This window comes from Prosthecobacter gellanilyticus (assembly GCF_007992435.1).
Classification (GTDB): Bacteria; Verrucomicrobiota; Verrucomicrobiia; order Verrucomicrobiales; family Verrucomicrobiaceae; genus Prosthecobacter; species Prosthecobacter gellanilyticus.
Genome location: NZ_BKAG01000045.1, coordinates 13028 through 32026 on the forward strand (window position 1 = coordinate 13028; position 18999 = coordinate 32026).

18 protein-coding genes are annotated in these 18999 nt (G+C 61.1%); 12 read left to right on the forward strand and 6 right to left on the reverse strand.

The window, feature by feature from the left end; all coding sequences use genetic code 11:
- Positions 1-51: 51 nt before the first annotated feature.
- Positions 52-282 carry a pterin-binding domain-containing protein gene (locus BGE01nite_RS22550; RefSeq protein WP_146853950.1) on the reverse strand — a complete coding sequence of 77 codons (231 nt, stop codon included), beginning with the start codon at positions 280-282 and terminating at the stop codon, positions 52-54.
- A 496-nt stretch (positions 283-778) separates the two neighbouring features.
- Here BGE01nite_RS22550 and BGE01nite_RS22555 point away from each other — a divergent pair, with 496 nt between their 5' ends.
- Positions 779-2323 carry an ATPase domain-containing protein gene (locus tag BGE01nite_RS22555; RefSeq protein WP_246145782.1) on the forward strand — a complete coding sequence of 515 codons (1545 nt, stop codon included), beginning with the start codon at positions 779-781 and terminating at the stop codon, positions 2321-2323.
- Positions 2299-3921 (forward strand): response regulator, encoded by a 1623-nt coding sequence (locus BGE01nite_RS22560; RefSeq protein WP_146853952.1) that lies wholly within the window; start codon positions 2299-2301, stop codon positions 3919-3921. The genes BGE01nite_RS22555 and BGE01nite_RS22560 overlap by 25 nt, the downstream gene beginning before the upstream one ends.
- Before the next feature lie 153 nt (positions 3922-4074).
- On the opposite strand, the gene folP is transcribed toward BGE01nite_RS22560, so the two are convergent.
- The 5 genes from folP to BGE01nite_RS22585 all read right to left on the reverse strand — a co-directional run bounded on the left by folP (position 4075) and on the right by BGE01nite_RS22585 (position 8212).
- Entirely contained in the window at positions 4075-4941 is an 867-nt protein-coding gene (gene folP / locus BGE01nite_RS22565) for a dihydropteroate synthase (RefSeq protein ID WP_246145783.1), read from the reverse strand.
- 63 nt (positions 4942-5004) lie between these two features.
- Positions 5005-5412 carry an NINE protein gene (locus tag BGE01nite_RS22570; RefSeq protein ID WP_146853954.1) on the reverse strand — a complete coding sequence of 136 codons (408 nt, stop codon included), beginning with the start codon at positions 5410-5412 and terminating at the stop codon, positions 5005-5007.
- A gap of 236 nt (positions 5413-5648) precedes the next feature.
- Positions 5649-6473, reverse strand: a complete 825-nt coding sequence (locus BGE01nite_RS22575; protein ID WP_146853956.1) for a histidinol-phosphatase — start codon at positions 6471-6473, stop codon at positions 5649-5651.
- Positions 6474-6665: 192 nt separating this feature from the next.
- Positions 6666-7388 (reverse strand): hypothetical protein, encoded by a 723-nt coding sequence (locus tag BGE01nite_RS22580; RefSeq protein ID WP_146853958.1) that lies wholly within the window; start codon positions 7386-7388, stop codon positions 6666-6668.
- A 440-nt stretch (positions 7389-7828) separates the two neighbouring features.
- On the reverse strand, positions 7829-8212 hold the full coding sequence (locus tag BGE01nite_RS22585) for a hypothetical protein (protein ID WP_146853960.1): 384 nt from the start codon (positions 8210-8212) through the stop codon (positions 7829-7831).
- 298 nt (positions 8213-8510) lie between these two features.
- Here BGE01nite_RS22585 and BGE01nite_RS22590 point away from each other — a divergent pair, with 298 nt between their 5' ends.
- The 10 genes from BGE01nite_RS22590 (at position 8511) to BGE01nite_RS22635 (ending at position 18974) form a co-directional block, all read left to right on the forward strand.
- Positions 8511-8747, forward strand: coding sequence for a hypothetical protein (locus tag BGE01nite_RS22590; protein ID WP_146853962.1), 237 nt, complete (start codon positions 8511-8513; stop codon positions 8745-8747).
- A 21-nt stretch (positions 8748-8768) separates the two neighbouring features.
- The gene (locus tag BGE01nite_RS22595; protein WP_146853964.1) at positions 8769-9605 is read left to right on the forward strand and encodes a prephenate dehydratase; all 837 of its coding nucleotides are present in this window, start codon (positions 8769-8771) and stop codon (positions 9603-9605) included.
- 355 nt (positions 9606-9960) lie between these two features.
- Positions 9961-12738: a PSD1 and planctomycete cytochrome C domain-containing protein gene (locus BGE01nite_RS22600; protein WP_146853966.1), complete on the forward strand. Its 2778-nt coding sequence runs from the start codon at positions 9961-9963 to the stop codon at positions 12736-12738.
- 95 nt (positions 12739-12833) lie between these two features.
- Complete coding sequence (locus BGE01nite_RS22605; RefSeq protein WP_146853968.1) at positions 12834-13667, forward strand: transposase; 834 nt, start codon at positions 12834-12836, stop codon at positions 13665-13667.
- Positions 13668-13812: 145 nt separating this feature from the next.
- Positions 13813-15219, forward strand: a complete 1407-nt coding sequence (locus tag BGE01nite_RS22610; RefSeq protein WP_146853970.1) for a DUF1501 domain-containing protein — start codon at positions 13813-13815, stop codon at positions 15217-15219.
- Positions 15220-15427: 208 nt separating this feature from the next.
- Positions 15428-15838 carry a hypothetical protein gene (locus tag BGE01nite_RS22615; RefSeq protein ID WP_146853972.1) on the forward strand — a complete coding sequence of 137 codons (411 nt, stop codon included), beginning with the start codon at positions 15428-15430 and terminating at the stop codon, positions 15836-15838.
- On the forward strand, positions 15835-16959 hold the full coding sequence (locus BGE01nite_RS22620; RefSeq protein ID WP_146853974.1) for a glutathionylspermidine synthase family protein: 1125 nt from the start codon (positions 15835-15837) through the stop codon (positions 16957-16959). Before BGE01nite_RS22615 ends, BGE01nite_RS22620 begins: the two co-directional genes overlap by 4 nt.
- A 134-nt stretch (positions 16960-17093) precedes the next feature.
- Positions 17094-18395 (forward strand): YeiH family protein, encoded by a 1302-nt coding sequence (locus BGE01nite_RS22625; protein WP_146853976.1) that lies wholly within the window; start codon positions 17094-17096, stop codon positions 18393-18395.
- Between the two features lie 31 nt (positions 18396-18426).
- The gene (locus BGE01nite_RS22630; protein WP_146853978.1) at positions 18427-18666 is read left to right on the forward strand and encodes a hypothetical protein; all 240 of its coding nucleotides are present in this window, start codon (positions 18427-18429) and stop codon (positions 18664-18666) included.
- Complete coding sequence (locus tag BGE01nite_RS22635) at positions 18663-18974, forward strand: type II toxin-antitoxin system RelE/ParE family toxin (RefSeq protein ID WP_146853980.1); 312 nt, start codon at positions 18663-18665, stop codon at positions 18972-18974. Before BGE01nite_RS22630 ends, BGE01nite_RS22635 begins: the two co-directional genes overlap by 4 nt.
- Positions 18975-18999: the final 25 nt, after the last annotated feature.

Genomic DNA, 18999 nt, shown 5'->3' on the forward strand with positions numbered 1-18999 from the left:
ACTAACTGGGTTTCCATGTCTTCAGAAAGCGCTCATTTTTGAGCGCTTTCTTCACCTCACCGCCCAAAGCACCTTCACCGCCTGCGCCGCCGCCTTGACGTTACGCACGCGGTAGATCTGCGCTCCACGCTGAACCCCGGCGCTGATGCACGCCAGCGTCCCCGCATCACGATCCGTCGCCTGCGGCAGGTCCAGCACTTGGCCGATCACCGGCATGAGCACCGGCTGCCCCCATTTCTGCAGGCGATCCGCATCCCAACAATTCGTTAGGTTGGTAACCATGGATCGCCCTGTCAATGCTCTTCATTGTCTCGGTGATTCCGCTCCAAAAGCTTGGCCCGTTCCTCTCGCAGTCGCTTGAGTGAATCATCCCGGCTCACAGAGGGAGCCTGAACCTCCACAACTCCCAGCTGCCACTCGACCTCGCGTCATTGAACGCTCAATAGATCCCGTGAACGCACCTTGGCACGCTCGCTACGAATCTGGCTCGAGGCACGAACCGCTGCCTTCAACTCCGTTTAGGCGAGTAAATCCTCACCCCGCGATACATCTCATCTCGAAGCTCTTCCTCGAGGAGGCACCGCAAGGGGCCTCTCTTTTTTGTGAGTAGCCGTCACCGTGTCCACTCAATGAACTTTTAAACTCAGCTCACGAGTCCCCCGCCTCCTTTGGCAGTAGGCCATCCATACAGCCACACCCAGCCTACCTTTCGATATGTTTTCGGAGGCCCGCCCACCGGCTTTCCAAACCGCAGTGTTGAGCTTCCTCCCGAGTTTTTATGACGTCCGCCCCGATCCCTGCCCCCATTGAACCCCAGTCAAACCGCTGCCCCATGGGCGTGGAGGGCCTGGACAACATCCTTCATGGCGGCCTGCCAAAGGATCGCCTGTATCTGATCCAGGGGGATCCTGGCGTCGGCAAGACCACCATGGCCATGCAGTTCCTCATGGCTGGCGCAGCCCAGGGGGAGAAGGGGCTTTACATTACCCTTTCAGAGACTCGGGAAGAGATCGACATCGTGGCGAACTCCCACGGCTGGAATCTTCACAACATCGAGTTCTACGAGCTCTCCGCCATTGAGGCGCAGATCCGCCATGATAGCACCAGCACGTTCTTCCATCCCTCCGAGGTGGAGCTGAGCAAGATGACCGATGCCCTGGTGGCCGAGGTGACGAGACTCAATCCGTCACGCGTCGTTTTTGACTCCCTTTCCGAGATGCGCATGCTCGCGGAGACCCCTCTGCGCTACCGCCGCCAGATCCTCCAGCTCAAGCAGTTCTTTGCCGGCAGAAAATGCACCGTCCTGCTGCTGGATGACCGCAGCTCCGGCCCGGGCGATCTCCAGGTGGAGAGCATCGCCCATGGCGTCCTGGCCTTTCAGCGCACCACGCCAGACTACGGCATCTCCCGCCGCCAGATGAGCGTGGTGAAGATCCGCGGTTCCCAGTTCCGGGAGGGCTACCATGATTTCATTCTGCGCAAAGGCGGCATGGAGATTTTCCCACGTCTCGTGGCAGGGGATCATCACCGTGATTTTGCCCGGGAAAACTTCGCCAGCGGCATCCCGCAACTGGACTCCCTCCTGGGCGGTGGCCTGGGGCGCGGCACCACGAACATGTTCATGGGCCCGCCTGGCACAGGGAAGTCCACCATGGCCGTCAAGTTTGCCGTCACGGCGGCAGAGCGCGGTGAAAAGGCGCGCCTGTTTGTGTTTGATGAGACCATCGGCACCCTCATGGACAGAGCCCGGCATCTGGGCATGGCCCTGGAGCCGCATGTGGCCAGCGGCATGATCACCATCGACCAGGTGGACCCGGCGGAAATCTCCCCCGGTGAAATGGCCCACCGCATCCGCAAGGCGGTGGAAAACGGTGCCCGCATGATCGTCCTGGACAGCATCAATGGCTACCTGAACACCATGCCCGTGGAGCGTGATCTCACCCTCCAGTTGCATGAGCTCCTGGCCTACCTGAACCAGCAGGGCGTCGTCTCCATCATGATCCTCGCCCAGCAGGGCCTTGTCGGCATGATGCAGTCCACCGTGGACCTCACCTACCTCGCAGACACCGTGGTGCTCATGCGCTTTTTTGAGGCCCGTGGCGTGGTCAAGCAGGCTATCTCCGTCATCAAAAAGCGTAACGGTGATCATGAGCGCGCCATTCGCGAGGTCACCGTCGGCAAAGACGGCATCATCCTGGGCGAGCCTCTCCGGGAACTGCAGGGCGTGCTTTCCGGCGTGCCTTCCTTCATGCACGCAGGCCAGGGCCACGAGGCTGAACCCGCCAACCTGGCAGTCCCATGTCCCCCAGTCACCCAGGCATGAACCCATTGGGTGAGAGCGCGTTCAGGGAAAACGAGTTTCGCATCCTCGTGCTCGCCCCTTACAGCAACGACAGCCGCCTCTCCGCCGAGTTTCTTCGCAAGGCCGGCCTCAGCGCCCTGGCCTGCCGGGACTGCGCTGAGATGTGCAGTCTCATCGCCACCGGCTGTGGCGGCCTGCTCCTCGCGGAGGAGGCCCTCGGTCAGGGAGCCGCCCAGCAGCTCACGGCAGTCCTGCAAAACCAGCCCTCATGGTCAGACATGCCCATGGTCGTCATCACTGGCAATGGGGATGCTGCCGTGCGGGACATCATCCTCGCCAGCCTGGGCACCGTGGGAAACGTCTCCCTCATCGAGCGGCCTTTCCGTCCCGCCACACTCGTCACCACCTTCGTTGCCGCGCTTGCTTCACGGCGGCGCCAGTATCAGGTCCGCTCACTTCTCGCCGAACGTGAAAACATGGTCGCCTCCCTGCATGAGGCCGACCACCGGAAGGACGAGTTTCTTGCCATGCTCGCCCATGAGCTGCGCAATCCCCTGGCCTCCATCGCCAATGCTACCAAGCTGCTGAAAACCGCCTCGGACATTGAGAGTCACACCTGGGCCACGTCAGTCATTGACCGGCAGGTCCGCCAGCTCGCCCATCTTATTGACGACCTGCTGGACGTCTCCCGCATCACCCAGGGGAAGATTCGTCTGCGCATGGCCGTGCTGGATGCCGCCACCATCCTTGATCGTGCCTGCGAGTCCGTGCGCCCGCTCATCGCCAAGCGCCACCACCGCCTCACCTGTGACTACTCTCAGGGCAGCCTTTGGCTGGAGGCAGACGCCACCCGGCTGGAGCAGATCATCAACAATCTTTTGACGAACGCCGCCAAGTACACACCCGATGGCGGCCACGTCATCCTCTCCGCCGTCCTTCAAGGCGCGGAAGTCGTCATCTGCGTGAAGGACAACGGCATGGGCATCCCTCCGCAGCGCCTGCCGGAAATGTTCCAGCTCTTCACCCAGGGAGAGCGCTCCATCGCCCGCAGTGAAGGCGGCCTCGGCATCGGCCTGACCATTGTCCAAAAACTCACCGAACTGCACCACGGCAGCATCGAAGCCCAGAGTGAAGGCGCCGACCTCGGCAGCACCTTCACCATCCGCCTCCCCGCTGCCAGCACGCCCCCTGCCCGTGAAGCCACCGCGCCCGTCACACCCGTGGCAGCGCCATTCGTGCCCCGGCGCATCCTCATCGTCGATGACAACGTCGACTCCGCTCATGGCCTGGGGAGATTGCTCGGCAGGGCAGGGCACCACATCACCCTCGCCCATGACGGGGCGGAGGCCCTCGCGCAGATGCAGACCCGCTCGCCCGAGTCCATCATCCTGGACATCGGCCTCCCCGGCATGGACGGTTATGAAGTCGCCCGCCGCATCCGCAATGACGAGCAGGGACACAAAGTGCAATTGATCGCCCTCACCGGCTACGGCCAGGAAGAAGACCGCCAGCACGCCCTGCGCGCCGGTTTTGATCATCACCTCATCAAGCCCGTCGACGTGGCCGAGCTCAAAAAGCTGCTCTCACTCCCCCATGCACAAGGCAGGGGGAAAGAATGATCAATGAGAAGAGCTCCAGAGTTCTCGCGAACCTTGGGACATCATGGATCAAAGCCTAACTAACGATCACGGAAAGTTCATCGCACTCATGAGGTGGCCATCGTCCCCTCTCGCGAACGGTAGCCTCTTTGAAAAGTATATAAATCCCTGCACTCACCTCACCGCCCAAAGCACCTTCACCGCCTGCGCCGCCGCCTTCACGTTGTGCACGCGGTAGATCTGCGCTCCACGCTGCATGCCAGCGCTGATGCAAGCCAGCGTCCCCGCATCACGATCCGTGGCCTGCGGCAGGTCCAGTACCTGGCCGATCACCGTCTTGCGCGACACCGGCATGAGCACGGGCCGCCCCCATTTCTGCAGGCGATCTGCATGACGATAGATCGTGAGGTTGTCCTCACGCTGCTTCGCGAAGTCGATGCCGGGATCCAGGATGAGATGTTCCGGAGACAGCCCTGACCTAACAGCAAGTGCGATCTTCTCGTCAAAGAAGGCTTCCAGCGTCTGCATGATGTCCTCATACTGCACATGCGTGTGCGGCACCTTCGGCTGGCCCACGCTGTGCATGATCAGCAGGCTGGCACCGTGGCGCGCGCAGAGTTTCGCGTTCGTGTCATTCGGCAGGGCGCTGATGTCGTTGATGATGTCCCCCCCATGCGGCAGCACGGCCTGGATCACCTCGCTGCGCCAGGTGTTGATGGAGAGCAGCGGCGGCCAGAGCTGCTGCGCATCCCACCGGGCCAGATCCAGGGACTCGACCACGCGCGGCCAGGCCTCGATGAACGGCAGCAGCCGCTGGATCTCCTCCTCCACCGTGATGGCACCGCGATTCGTCCGCGCGCTCTCCGCGCCGATATCGATGATATCTGCGCCATCACGGATCTGCTGCTCCGCCTGCGCCAGCGCCTGCTGCGGATCCAGCGTGCCGTCACCGCAGAAGGAGTCGTCGTTGATGTTCACAATCCCCATCACCAGAGGGCGACGGGGAAACTCGATGCGGTGTTGGCGGGCCTGCAAGATCATGGACGGAGGGGCTGAGGTCAACAGCACGGTCCCCGCGTGGTCAAGAAGGCACCGCAAAAGAGTTTACGATGACCGCCTCGAGTTCAGCTCGCTGATCTGCGTGTTCAGCGTGCAGAAATCATAGACCACGCCGATGAGGAGGAAGCCACCCGTGAGCAGATACAGGATGCCCGTGCCCCACTTGCCCATGTAAAAGCGGTGCACCCCCAGCACGCCCAGGAAGGTCAGAAGAATCCACGCCAGCGAATACTCCAGCTGCCCCGTGGCGAAGCGGCGGTCCGCCTCCCGGTCCATGGAAGGGATCAGGAAAAGGTCCACAATCCACCCGACGAGGAACAGGCCCCCGGTCAGAAACCAGAGAATGCCCGTCTTCGGCTTGCCGAAGTAGAAACGATGAGCGCCCGTGAATCCGAAGATCCAGAGGATGTAACCAATAAACTTGTTATGCGTGGAGGGAGCGAGTGTTGCCATAGCAACCCTACGCTGCAAAGCCCCCAACAAGATGCCATTCCAAGGTTGAGTCGAATTTGGAACGCCCTCGCCCGGCGCCTCAAAGCACCACACCTCTGACGAGCCGGAGGCTCGAAGGCCGGTAGCCGGTGGTGAAGCGAGGCTTGGCGAGCGAGAACCACCGGAACGAAACACACCTCTTTGAGTTCAGTCCCGCGTCCCGGAGGGATGCCGGAAGTCCCCGCCAACTCCAACCACTAGACACTTTGATTGTTAGGCCACGTCTCCGGCAGCGGCACCACCTTCTTCTGCCGCTTCTCAAACCGGATCGTCTCGGTATAACCAACACTGCGCACAAGCTCCAGCGCCTTGTTAAAATCCACACCGACATCCGTGGGCAGGTGCGCATCCGAATTGATCACGATCGGTACCTTCGCCGCAAAGGCCATCTCCAGCATCTCGCGCGCCGGATAGATCTCGCGCACATCCTTGCGCAAACCCGCCGTGCTCACCTCCAGCACACCGTTCGTGTCCACCAGCGCTTGAATCACCGGCGCGTAGTAAGGCCGCAGATCACCTTCCGGACGCAGCGCGAAACGCTTCGCCAGATCCGGATGCGCATAGAAATCAAACATCCGCGTGCGGATCATCTGCTCATAGAGCTTCCAATACATCCCCCACATGTGCTCGATGTCCGTCGCCGTCTGCCAGCGTGACACATGCTTCGGATCATCCACCGCGATGCCGTCATGGATGTAATGCACACTGCCGATGAGATAATCCCACTCCGTCATCTTCGCCGTCTCCTCGATCCACTTCTCACGACCTTCCAGATAGTCACACTCCAGCGCGATGCGGATGGGGAAATCCGGCAGCGCCTCACGAGCCTCCTGCACCAGCTCAAAGTAGCGCGGCAGATCACCGATGAGCATGCGCCAGTTGTCAAAATACTCCGGCATCGGGTTGTGATCCGAGAGTCCGATCTCCGCCAGCCCGATCTTCTGCGCGTGGCGGGCATAGTCGACCGGGTTTCCTTCCGCGTGCAGGCAGAGGGGCGTGTGCGTGTGGTAGTCCGTGAGCATGGGTGGGGGTGCCCCTTCCCTGCTCCACAACCAGCCCGGCGCAAGCAAGGTCTGGTGAAAAGGGTGAAGGAAAAGTACCTGCCACTTGATTCACCACAGAGCACACAGAGGGACACAGAGACAGAGATTCAGAACCTCTGTGCTCCTCAGTGTCCTCTGTGGTGAACAAGGATTTCCGTTTCCACTGGACGACTAAAGACGCGCCTCCACCCACGCCAGTTCCTCATCCGTCAGACGCGTCTCATTCTTCGCCGACTTTCGGCGCAGCAGAGCCATGATATGCGCCTTCTTGGCCCCACGCTGGTCAGAAGTAAAATTCTCCACCTCGTTGTCGATCCACACCAGCAGGTCCTGCTCGCGGCCGGACCACAGCACATTCCCCGGATGCGCGTCCACATTCAGGTAGCCGGAGTCCAGCATGTGCCTCATGTCATGCGCATACTTCTCCAGGAACTGCGTCTTGATCTCGGAGGTCGTGCCTTTGGTCAGGATGAACGCATCCCCGGGCTTCAAGTCCGGCACAAACTCCGCCACGAAGACCGAGTCCACCGTGGAAAAGGGATTCCAGTTTCGGAAGCTGGCCACCGGCGGTGCCACCTGCAGGCCGATGCCCTCCAGCTTTTGCGCGGCCGCATGCTCCAACCCTGCCTTGCTCGCGGTCAGGGAGGTGAAAAAGCGCAGGTAATCCCGTCCCTTGCGGCGGTTGATCACCTTCACCACCAGATCACCCGCCGTGGTGCCGTCCACCCGGTACACCTCGGCAGATTTGCGCTTCGTCAACTGACGCACCTGGGGCTGCGGTGGACTCGCAGGCGCCTCACCCGCTCCCTGGATCGTCGTGGCGGTCCGGGGATTGATGAAGGCCGAGGAAGTGGGCAGCAGTTGCAGCAGGGATCTAAAGGACAGCCAAGCCATGAAGAGAGACGAAATGTGACGATACTGTCACCTGGGAAAAGAGACAGAGAATCTCTCGGATGAGGTGGGAAATGAACCAAATTCGCCCAGACAACACGCCTGCCTAAAAAGGACCATGAGCCCTTTTGATCCTGACGGATCGCCCCTTGTAGCGGCTGGCATGAGCCTTCAGTTCCGTGGAGGTCGCCTACTCCCTCCCGCCACCGTGGTTCCACATCCCTCCGACTGCTGCGTGGACGGAACATTTCCTTGTCGACATTGAGGCTTGGTCCTGGGCATTCCCAAGATCCCCCGCGCTGTTTGTGCTAACCAGATCAGGACCCAAAGCGCCCGAAGTGAGCTCATCGAACAGCGTGAACGCCTAACCAATTTCATCACAATCCACCACTCCTGAGTCCCCCCTGAATCAGGACTCAGGAATCAAAGATCGGGAATCCCAATCACTGCTTCAATCTCAGCGGCACGTGCTCCATCGTTGCATCCTTCACCTTCAGCATCTGGGAGTGCCAGAAGGCATCCGGATCCGTCGCGCCCCAGGGCATGTGATGCACTCGCTGCAGCTCGGCGCTGCCCACATCCGGCAGCATTAGCTCCGGATTTTGCATTCGCAGCCGCTCGATGATTCTTTGCTCCCGCACCTCTGGCGGAAGCGGCTGTGCCAATCTCGTCGCTGGATTCGTCGCCGACCCGTTGGCTTCGTTTGAAACTGTGGTCACGACTTCCGCTGCATCATCCCGCTCCCGATAAGAAGGAGTGGGCCAAAACACCTCGATCAAGGCCGCCCCGCCGACGGCCGCTGCTAATAAAAGCAGAATACGGTTCATCGTTTTCATAGGCATAAGGTGTGTACATCCACCCTCCTGGCAAGCCCCAAAACATGGCCCCAAGCCTGCTACGAAGCCCTTCGTTTTGAACAAAGAGCGTCTTTCCACGACTCCACCCAGCCTCATTGAGCGCACTATAAAGCTGCTCAATTTCTGCCTTCCCATCCTGGCGCACCCATTTCTTCACTCAAGGTCTCCGAAATATTGACCCCATCCCTGACAGCCCATCAGGCCGCATCCTGAGAAATCTCGTTTACACCCGGCCCGTTAAAACGTAAGAACGTCACACCACCCACACATGAGCGCCCCCGAAGAGCCTACCAACAACCGGTTGAAGCAGGCGGAGAAAATCACCAGTCATCCCGAACAGTATAAAGTTTGTGAGGCCTGTGGTTCCATCGTGGTCACGCGCGCCGTGACCTGCCCGAGCTGCCATGGTTACCGCTTTGATGCCTCCTCCTTCCGCGTGGTCTCCCAGGCAAAGGATCTGGCCATGCGCGCCGCGCACTCCGTGCTGGCCTCGGACCTGATGTGAGCCGCGCCCCGGCTTCTCCGCATGTCTGCTCCTGCGCCCACCCTCGCCTGTCTCGGCCCGGACGGCAGTTTTTCCCATCTGCTCACGCAGATGCGCTTCCCGGACGCCAGCTTCCAGCTCCTGGCAAACATCGGCGAGGTCTTTGACTACCTCGCCTCCCACCCGGAAGCCCTCGGCCTCGTCCCCATCGAAAACAGCTCCGGCGGCTTCATCATTGACACCGTCGACCGCCTCGTGGATGAGCGCTGCCCGCTCAAGATCGTCGAAGAACTCACGCTCGATGTGAAGCTCGCCCTCCTCGGCCGCCCCGGCGTGGAGATCCAGACCATCCACAGCCACGCCATGCCCTTCTTCCACAGTGATGAATGGCTGAAGGCCAATTACCCGCACGCGAAGCGCATCATTGAGGCCAGCACCGCCAAGGCCGCCGAAAAGGCCGCCACCCAGCCCGGTGCCGCCGCCATCGGCCCCCGGCAGAATGCCGAGCGCCACAGCCTCTCGCTCCTGCACTTCCCCATCGCTGGCGAGGTGCCAAACATCACCCAGTTCTACGTCCTCAGCACCCGCGAGAACGCCCCCTCGACCGCGAACAACCGCACCGCCCTCGTCGTCGAGCTTCCAGACCGCCCCGGCAGCCTCTGCCGCTTCCTCACGCCTCTGAGCGATGCCAGCGTGAACCTCAAGCGCCTGGAATCCCGCCCCATCCGCGGCCAGCCAAATAAGTACCGCTTCTACATCGAGATCGAAGGCAGCCCCGCCGAGCCCCGCTTCCAGTCCGCCCTCGACCAGACCCGCGCCGACGGCGCCACCCTCCGTAGCATCGGCTCCTACCCCGCCGGCCGCCGCTTCGAGTCTTAAAGGACGTTCAACCCCATTCCAATGGGGTTGCGCTGAGGAGTCCTTTCGAGCCAGCATCCTCCCTTCACCCGCGAAAGCCACCTCCGGCCATCCGCGCCCTCTAAGGACGTACCACCCCATTCCAATGGGGTGGCGCTGAGGAGTCCTTTTGAGATGGCACCCGCCCACCACCCGCGAAAGCCACCTCCGGCCATCCGCGCCCTCTGCGTTGTCTGCGGTTAAAATCAGGGGTTTCTCCCCCCAAACCGCACCGAAGCATGTGACCGGGTCATTTGTCGATCAGGTGGGCACGGAACCTGCCCCGTATGACAAAGAGTGCGTCTCCACGGCGTATGTTTACCCCCCGTCTGTCAGCATGCGCCCTGTCCTCACGCATTTCCGAGCCCTCGTCCTCGGCGGTTTGACCGCCGGAGCAGCGGGCCATGTACTGGCCGCCGGCCCCGATGCCGCCGCCCTCGAGTTCTTCGAGAAAAAGGTCCGCCCCGTCCTCGTGGAGCGCTGCTTTGAGTGCCACTCCACCACCGCCAAGGTGAAAGGCGGCCTCTCCCTCGACACTCGCGAGGCCATCTTCACCGGTGGCGATAGCGGCCCTGCCCTCGTCGCAGGCAATCCGGACAAAAGCCTCCTCATCGAAGCCATCGGCTACAAGAACCAGGACATGCAGATGCCGCCGAAGAAGCAGCTCCCGGCCGCTGAGATGGAAGCCCTGGTCCAGTGGGTGAAAATGGGCGCTCCCGATCCGCGCACCGGAGCCGCCACCGCGAAAGCCGCCACAGGCATGGACCTGCAAACCGGCCGCGGCTTCTGGTCCTTCAAGCCTCTCGCCGCCCCTGCCACGCCTTCCGTCAAAAACACGGCCTGGGTCAAAACACCCATCGATGCCTTCCTGCTCTCGCAACTTGAAGCCAAAGGCGTCTCCCCGGCCCCGCCTGCGGACAAACGCACCCTCATCCGTCGCGCCACCCAGGATCTCACCGGCCTGCCCGCAACACCGGAGGAGGTCGAAGCCTTCCTCAAAGACGAGTCCACCGAAGCCTTCTCCAAGGTCATCGAGCGCCTGCTGAACTCCCCCGCCTATGGCGAGCGCTGGGGCCGTCACTGGCTGGATGTCGCGCGCTATGCCGACTCCAACGGCATGGACGAAAACGTCGCCTTCGGCCATGCCTGGCGCTATCGCGATTATGTTGTTCGCGCCTTCAACAACGACAAGCCCTACGACCAGTTCCTCATCGAGCAGGTCGCCGGAGATCTCCTGCCCGCGCAAGACACCGCCGACCGCAAAGAAGCCCTCGCCGCCACCGGCTTCCTGGCTCTCGGCGCCAAAGTTCTTGCCGAACCAGATGTTCAGAAATTTAAGTACGACACCATCGACGAGCAGCTCGATACTCTCGGCAAGGCCTTCGTTGGCATGACTTTTGGTTGCGCACGCTGCCACGATCACAAGTTCGATCCCGTCACCCAGGCAGACTACTTCGCGCTCGCGGCCATCTTCCAGAGCACCCGCTCCATCGCAGACGAAAAGCTTGGTGCCATCAAGTTCTGGTATGAGCACGCCCAGGCCACGCCGGAGCAGCTCGCCGCCAAAAAAGCCCACGAAGCCAAGGCCGCTGAGAAACGAAAAGTCGTCACCGCCTTCTCCACCAAGGCCCGCGCCGAACTCAAAGCCGAACTCCACGGCAACGCCGCCGAATACCTCACCGCAGCCGCACAGTTGCCCGATGATCCCGACTTCGCCGATGTCGAAAAACTCGCCAAGGCCAGCAAGCTTCGCCCGCGCTATCTTCTGACCTGCCGCCAGTATCTCACGCGAAAGAGTGATCATCCCTTCTTCGCCGAATGGCGCACCTCTACCACTGCCAAGAAGCCCGCCGAAGTGCGCACGCACTACGCGCCACTCTTTGCCGCTGCCTTGAAGATCGACCCCAAAGCCAAGGACGCTCCCAAACCCGCCGCCGAGGTCCCCGAAGCCCGCGCCGCGCTGGATGACCTCGCCGGCTTCCTGGCCATTCCAGATAAAGACGCAGATGCCTTTGATGCCGAGACGTTGGCGAAGGTCACCGTGATGATGGATGACCTCATGAGCGTGGAGGATGCCACGCCAGATCCACCCGCCTTCATGGGCGTGGCCGAGAGCACCGTCACGCGCACCATGCCCATCCACATCCGTGGCAGCTACCTGACCTTGGGCAAGGAAGTCGAGCGCGGCTTCCCGGAGGTGATGCGCACCTCCTTCAACAAGCCCGTTTTCCCTAACAAACAAAGCGGTCGCCTCGAGCTCGCGCGCTGGCTCGCCAGCAGTGATCATCCACTCACCGCTCGCGTCATGGTGAACCGCCTCTGGCGCTGGCATTTTGGCAAAGGCATCGTCACCTCCACGGACAATTTCGGCGTGCTGGGAGACAAGCCCTCGCATCCTGAATTGCTCGACTGGCTCGCCCGCGTGTTCATCGAAAACGGCTGGTCCGTGAAGGACATGCACCGCCTCATCATGAAGTCGAGTGCCTACCAGATGGCCTCCAGCCATCCGAGCTCCGGCACCGCCTCCTCCGCGCCAGATCCGGCCATGCTCGATCCCGAAAACCGCCTGCTCTGGCACTTCAACATCCAGCGTCTCGAGGCTGAGCAGATCCGCGATTCCCTGCTTCATGTCAGCGGCACGCTCAGCCAGGAGATCGGCGGCAAGACCATCCCGCTGCGCAACCGCGAGTTCGTCTTCAACCACACCTCGCGCGACCACACCACCTACGAGACCCCGCGCCGCGCGCTCTACCTGCCCATCATCCGCAATCATCTCTATGACATGCTGGAGCAGTTTGACTATCCAGATCCCACCATGCCCACCGGCAGCCGGAACGCCACCGTCGTGGCCCCGCAGGCCCTCATCATGCTGAATGCCCCGGTCGTGCTGGATGCCTCCGCGAACCTCTCCAAGCGCATCGCCCAAGACACGAAGGGCGGCACCATCGAAGCCCGCCTCCAGCGCGTGTATGCCCTGGCCTACAACCGCGAACCAACTTTGCGAGAAATTGATCGCGCGAAACATTTCATCCAGGACAGCCCGAACCAGGAAGAAGCCTGGAACCTCCTCTGCCAGTCCCTCCTGGCCGCGAACGAGTTCATGTACCTCCGCTAACGTACCACCCCATTCCAATGGGGTGGAGCCTCGCAATCTCCCCAGTCTCTCCTTCCATAGGCCGTCTACCCCCGCATTCTTCCGCCTAATCTATTGTGTTATTCACCCACCACCCCATTGGAATGGGGTGGTACGTTGCCCGCCCCATGAACCGGCTTTCAGAACCTTCCCGAGTTCCCCCGAAGCCTTCCTTCATCGGTGTGGAAGATGAGGATTGCTGGAACCCGCCGGGATACGTCCGCGGCCTGCCTCATTGGCGATTGATCGGAGCCACCTACTTCATCACCTTTCGTCAGGCAGACTCGCTACCCGAAGCTGTTCTCAAAGCCTGGGAACAAGAAGCCACCGCATGGCTTTGGTCTCACGGCATTGATGATCACTGGAAGAAATCAGACCCCGAGAAATTTAAATCCGCATTCCTGGCGCTTCCACGTGAAGTGCGTGAAGCCAGGCAGCGTGAGGAAGCAAAGCGGTTTCTCCACGAACTCGATCTTTGTCACGGTTCATGCCGCCTTCAAAAGCCCGAGGCGCAGGACATCGTTTCTGAAGCCTTGAACCACTTTCACAGCCAGCGTCTCTGGGTGGGTGATTGGGTGGTCATGCCCAATCATGTGCACGTCATTGCCCAGCCTTTTGAAGGAGTGAAAATCGAGGAGTGGCTCTATTCCGTAAAGCGTTACTCGGCCTCCACCTTGCACAGGGCTGGTCTTATCCAGGAAGCAGATTTCCGAGCCGGACACTTCTGGCAAAAAGAGTCCTTTGATCGGGTCACCCGAGATTTGGCGGAGTTGGGCCGCACTCGAAAATACATCGCCGACAACGGCAAGAAACTGCATCCCGGCACCTTCCGCCACTTGGCCTCCCCCTGGCTCAACGAATTCGCGCCCCTGGACGTACCACCCCATTCCAATGGGGTGGAGGGTCGATAACTCTCACCATCACTTCACAAAGCTCCAGCCCGCCATCTCCACTCGCTCCACCTCCCAAAGACCCCACTCATTTCCCACCCGCTCCACCCCCACCCCATTTGGAATGGGGTGGTACGATTCAGCCGCAATCCCCCGTACATCTCTCATGTCCCTGCTATCCCGCCGACAACTGCTGCAAAACACCTCCGGGGGTTTTGGCTACCTCGCGTTGAGCGCCATGCTGGCCCAACAAGAAGCAGCGCAAGCCGCCGTGGTGAATCCCTTGCTCGCGAAGAAGACTCACTTTGCTCCGCGGGCGAAGCGAGTGATCTTCCTCTTCATGAAAGGCGGTCCCTCGCATGTGGACACCTTTGATCCTAAGCCGCTGCTGCAGCGTGACGACGGCAAACCCTACCCCTTCAAAACACCGCGCGTGACCTTCGCGGAGACCGGCAAGCTGCTAAAATCCCCGTGGAAATTCCGCCAGTATGGCGAAAGCGGCCTGCCAGTCAGCGAACTCTTTCCAAACGTCGCGCAATGTGCCGATGAGCTCTGCGTCATCCGCTCTCTTCACGGCACCAATCCCGCGCATGGCGGTGCCTTGCTCAAGCTGCACACCGGCAGTGACACCCAGGTACGCCCGAGCATGGGCTCCTGGATCACCTACGGCCTCGGCACGGAAAACAACGACCTCCCCGGCTTCATCACCATCTGCCCCACCCTGGCGCATGGCGGCGTGAACAACTGGGGTGCAGCCTTCCTGCCCGCATGGACTCAGGGCACGCCGATTGGCAATGCCAGCGTCCCTTCCAGCCAGGCCTTCGTGAAACACATCCGCAATGCGCGGCTCAATGAATCCATGCAGCGCCGCCAGCTCGATTTCCTCGCGGAAGCCAATCAAGAGCATCTGCATCTCACCGGTGCTGATCTCGCGCTCGAAGGCCGCATCAACAGCTTCGAACTCGCCTTCCGCATGCAAGGCACCATGCCCGATGTACAAGACATCACGCGCGAGACCGCATCGACGCAAAAGATGTACGGCCTCGACAATCCCGTGACGGCGAACTTCGGTCGCCAATGTCTCATGGCCCGCCGCTTCCTGGAGCAAGGTGTGCGCTTTGTGCAGGTCACGCATAGCGACAGCGAAGTGCAGTGGGACCAGCACGGCAATCTCTACAAAGGCCACAGCAAAAACGCCGCCGAGGTCGACAAGCCCATCGCCGGACTTCTCAAAGACCTGCGCGCTCGCGGCCTGCTGGATGACACCCTCGTGATCTGGGGCGGCGAGTTCGGCCGCACGCCCACCGCGCAAGGCAATGATGGTCGCGACCACAACCCCTACGGCTTCACCATGTGGCTCGCAGGCGGTGGTGTGAAGCGCGGCCACGCCCATGGCGCCACGGATGACTACGGCTGGTTTGCACAGGAGGACAAAGTCCACATCCACGACTTCCACGCCACCATCCTCCACCTCCTCGGCATCAATCACGAGCGCCTCACCCACCGCTACGCCGGCCGCGACTTCCGCCTCACCGACGTCCACGGCCACGTCGTGAAGGAGATCCTGGCCTAAGCTGGTGCAGTGCAAGCTTCCAGCTTGCTCATCTCTTTGCTCAGTCGTCCGATGCCAGGGCCAACGGCCCGCCCCATACCAGCCTGGCCCAACGCGCCAGGTATCATCGAGACCGCACCCTCATCTCAGCCGAGGGCTGAAAGCCCGACCTGTGCACACAATTTATCATTTCCCCTAGCCCCCACCCCCAGAGGCCCCATGATAATGCATGGCAGACTATGTCCCCGCTTTGATATTCTTCTCGATCTTCATCGGCATTCCTCTTGTCGCGAAGTATCTTGAGTATCGCCGCTACGCCGGGAAGACAGCCGTCAAAGAAGGCATCGAATATCGAAACAACCACCATGTCCTCGGCGTCGGCTACTACCATGCGTCCACAGGCATGTGGCATCTCCATCCCTGGAATGAATACCGTGAAGACCGTGGCTACTACTGGAGTGGCGAATGGCACGCCGAACCCGATCAGCGTCCCACCACCCCGACCACACCCTCACCCGCTGAGATTGATCGCGTGAACAAGGCCTGGCGAAAGGCCGATCCGCAAAAGATGGTGAACTTCTGGGCTCACGTGGACCGCTTTGGATTTGGCCATGCCGTCGACCGCCACGAAGGCTCATGAAGCGCGTCACCTGCGAGGTCAGACCCCACTGGCAGCAGCTCTGCGAGCGCGAAGGCTACCGCTGGCACACCGAACCCAGCGGCCCCTGCTGGCGTGAAGGCGCTGCCTATGAGCTCAGTGCCGCAGAAGCCGCACGCCTGCGTGACACCGCGAACCAAATCTACGCCCTGCTGCTGCAAGCCGCCGACCGCGTGGTGCGCGACCACGAATGGCAGCGCGCTGGCATCCTGCCAGAGCATGTGCCCATCCTTCGCCAGTCCTATGAGCGTGGTGAACTCCCCTTATGCGGACGCTTTGACTTCCTCATGGATGAATCCGGCCAGCCCAGGCTGCTTGAGTTCAATGCCGATGGCGCGCTCACCATGCTGGAGACCGCCATCATCCAGCGGCAGTGGCTGCAGCAGGTGATGCCGGAAGCTGCGCAATTCAACGGGCTCCACGAATCCCTGAAGAAAGCCTGGCAGACCTCCGGCCTAACCAAAATTCATTGCGTCTGGCGACCCCGTCATCCCGAGATCGAGGGCACCGTGCGCTACATGACCCGCGTCATTCGCGAGGCAGGCCTCACCGCCAGCATGCAGGCACTCCACTCTCTTGGCTGGGACCGTCAGCGCTCCTGCTTCATCGACATGGATGGCGCGGAGGTGGAGGTCTGTTACAAGCTTTACCCCTGGGCCTGGATGCTCCGTGAAACCTTCATCGATCATGTCAGCCACGCCTCCTGCCGCTTCATCGAACCCGCCTGGAGCCATCTGCTGACGTCCAAGGCCATGCTCGCCCTCCTTTGGGAATGGTTCCCCGATCACCCTGCACTCCTGCCCTGCTATCACGACGCTTCAAAGCTGACTGGCACCCTGGTCACCAAACCCATCTTCGGCCGCGAAGGCCACAACATCACCATCCGCGATGAAGCCCGGCTGATCTCGCAGACTTCTGGCGACTTCCCAGACGCCCCCTGCATCCACCAGAAGTACGTCACCAGCCCCAGGTTCGATGGCTTCCTCCCCCAGTTCGGTCTCTGGATGGTGCGCGGCAAAGCAGCCGCCCTCGGCATCCGCGAATCCCCGGCCGACATCATCGACCAGGACAGTGCCTTCGTTCCTCACTTCATCGCCCGCTGACCTCTTTTGACCCTCGGGGGGATCTGGAAAGCAAAGACCTCCGCTCCCGGACTGCTTCTGAATTTGACCCGCGTCTCCCCAGCATATCGCTTGCCTCGACATAATCCCGGGCCACGCCTCGTAAACTATCCCTCATGTCCGAATCCGCTTCCCCCCCACCGCCTCCCTCCCGCGCCGCATTCTGGCAGAACGAAGACTGGCTCGCCGTGATCGCCGCCGTGCCATTGATCGCCGCCGTCGTGCAGGGCTGGAAGGTGCAGCTCCCCACGCTGGCCTGGAAGTCTGGGGCGGACATCGGCGCGGTCTTCTCCAGTGCAAATCTGACCGCCATCGGCACCACTTCGATCATCCTCATCGTCCTCGGCGCCATCGTCCTGGCCGCCTCCCTGGGGAAAAGGGTTCTCTCCTTCCTATGCGGAGCATGCATCGTCTTCTCCCTCGCCTGGCTGGCCCAGATGCTGGCCGCCAATTCCACCCTCAAAGCCTACGGCCTGGAATACGTCATCTTTGCCCTCTCCCTTGGCCTCCTCTGGAGCCACCTCCTGCCAGTCCCGGAATGGCTCATGAGCGCCGTCCGCACCGAGTTCTTCATCAAGATCGGCATCGTCATCCTCGGTGCTGGCATGCTCTTCCCTGAGCTCATGAAGGCGGGCCTCCCAGGCCTCATCCAGGCTGCCCTCGTCATCCCCGTGGTCTGGCATTTCACCTTCTACTTCGCCCGCAAACTGAAGGTGGATGACGAGTTCGGTGTCATGCTTTCCACCGCCGTCTCCATCTGCGGCGTCTCCGCTGCCATCGCCGCCTGCGGTGCTATTCAGGGGGACAAAAAGAAGCTCTCCTACGTTACCTCCGTGGTGCTGCTCTGCGCCGTGCCCATGCTCATCTTCATGCCCATGCTGGTGAAATGGATGGGCCTCAGCGAGGCCGTGGGCGGTGCCTGGCTCGGCGGCACCCTGGATACCAGCGGCTCCGTGCTCGCCGCCACGGAAATGGTCGGCGAGATCGCCTCCAAGACCGGCACCGTCGTCAAACTCTCCCAAAACGTCCTCATCGGCATCGCTGCCTTCGTCATCTCCCTCTGGTGGTCCATGCGCGAGCGCAGCACGAACCCGAATGCCCCTCGCCCCAGCGCCGGTGTGATCTGGGAGCGCTTTCCCAAGTTCGTCATCGGCTTCATCGTCGCCTCCCTCGTCTTCTCCTACGGCTTCACGCCGGAGGTCGCCAAGAGCTTCGACAAACCCCTCAAAGGTCTGCGCGAGATCTGGTTCGCCGCCGCCTTCGTTTGCATCGGCCTCGAAACCCGTCTCGGTGATCTCGCCAAGCTTGGCGGCGGCCGCCCCGCCCTCGCCTTCCTCGCCGGCCAGTTCATCAACATCCTCTGGACCCTCCTCCTCGCCTGGCTGCTGTTTGGCGTTTTTGCCTCCAAAGCAGCCTGATATTGAGTTCTTTGCCATTGATGTTAAGATCATGACCATGATCCTCGAAACCATTCCTGCGCTCCGAGAGCTGTCGCTTGATCACAAGATGCGACTTTCGTGGGAATTAGCTCAGGAGGTGTCCAACTCGGTCGAGATGCGACCGGACATCATGGCGATGCTGAATGAGCGTCTGGATGCCTATGAGGCCAACCGCGAAGCGGTCAAAACAACGGACGAAGTCACCGCTGGTCTCATTGCGATCAAGCAGCGTCTTTCTGCCGCCAAATGAAGGTTCACGATGTTGTGTGGACCTTGGCCGTGGAGGCCGATGTTCAGGCGATCTACGAAGACTATGAGCAGCGCGAAGAGGGCGCTGGCGACGTCTTTTATGCCGACCTGCTGAATTGTGTTCAGCTGCTAGCCCGCCATCCCCTTCTCGGCTCCAGTTTGAAAAATCGACGTCTTCGTCGCGTGCTGGTCTACAACCGCCACTTCGGACTCTTCTACGTTCCCGAATCACGCGGCGTCGTTCTTCATGCACTCATCGACCTGCGTCGCGATCCAGAGATGCTCGCTCGCCGACTGCGGGATCTTTGAAGGCTTCGCAGCCCTGCTTGGTCAT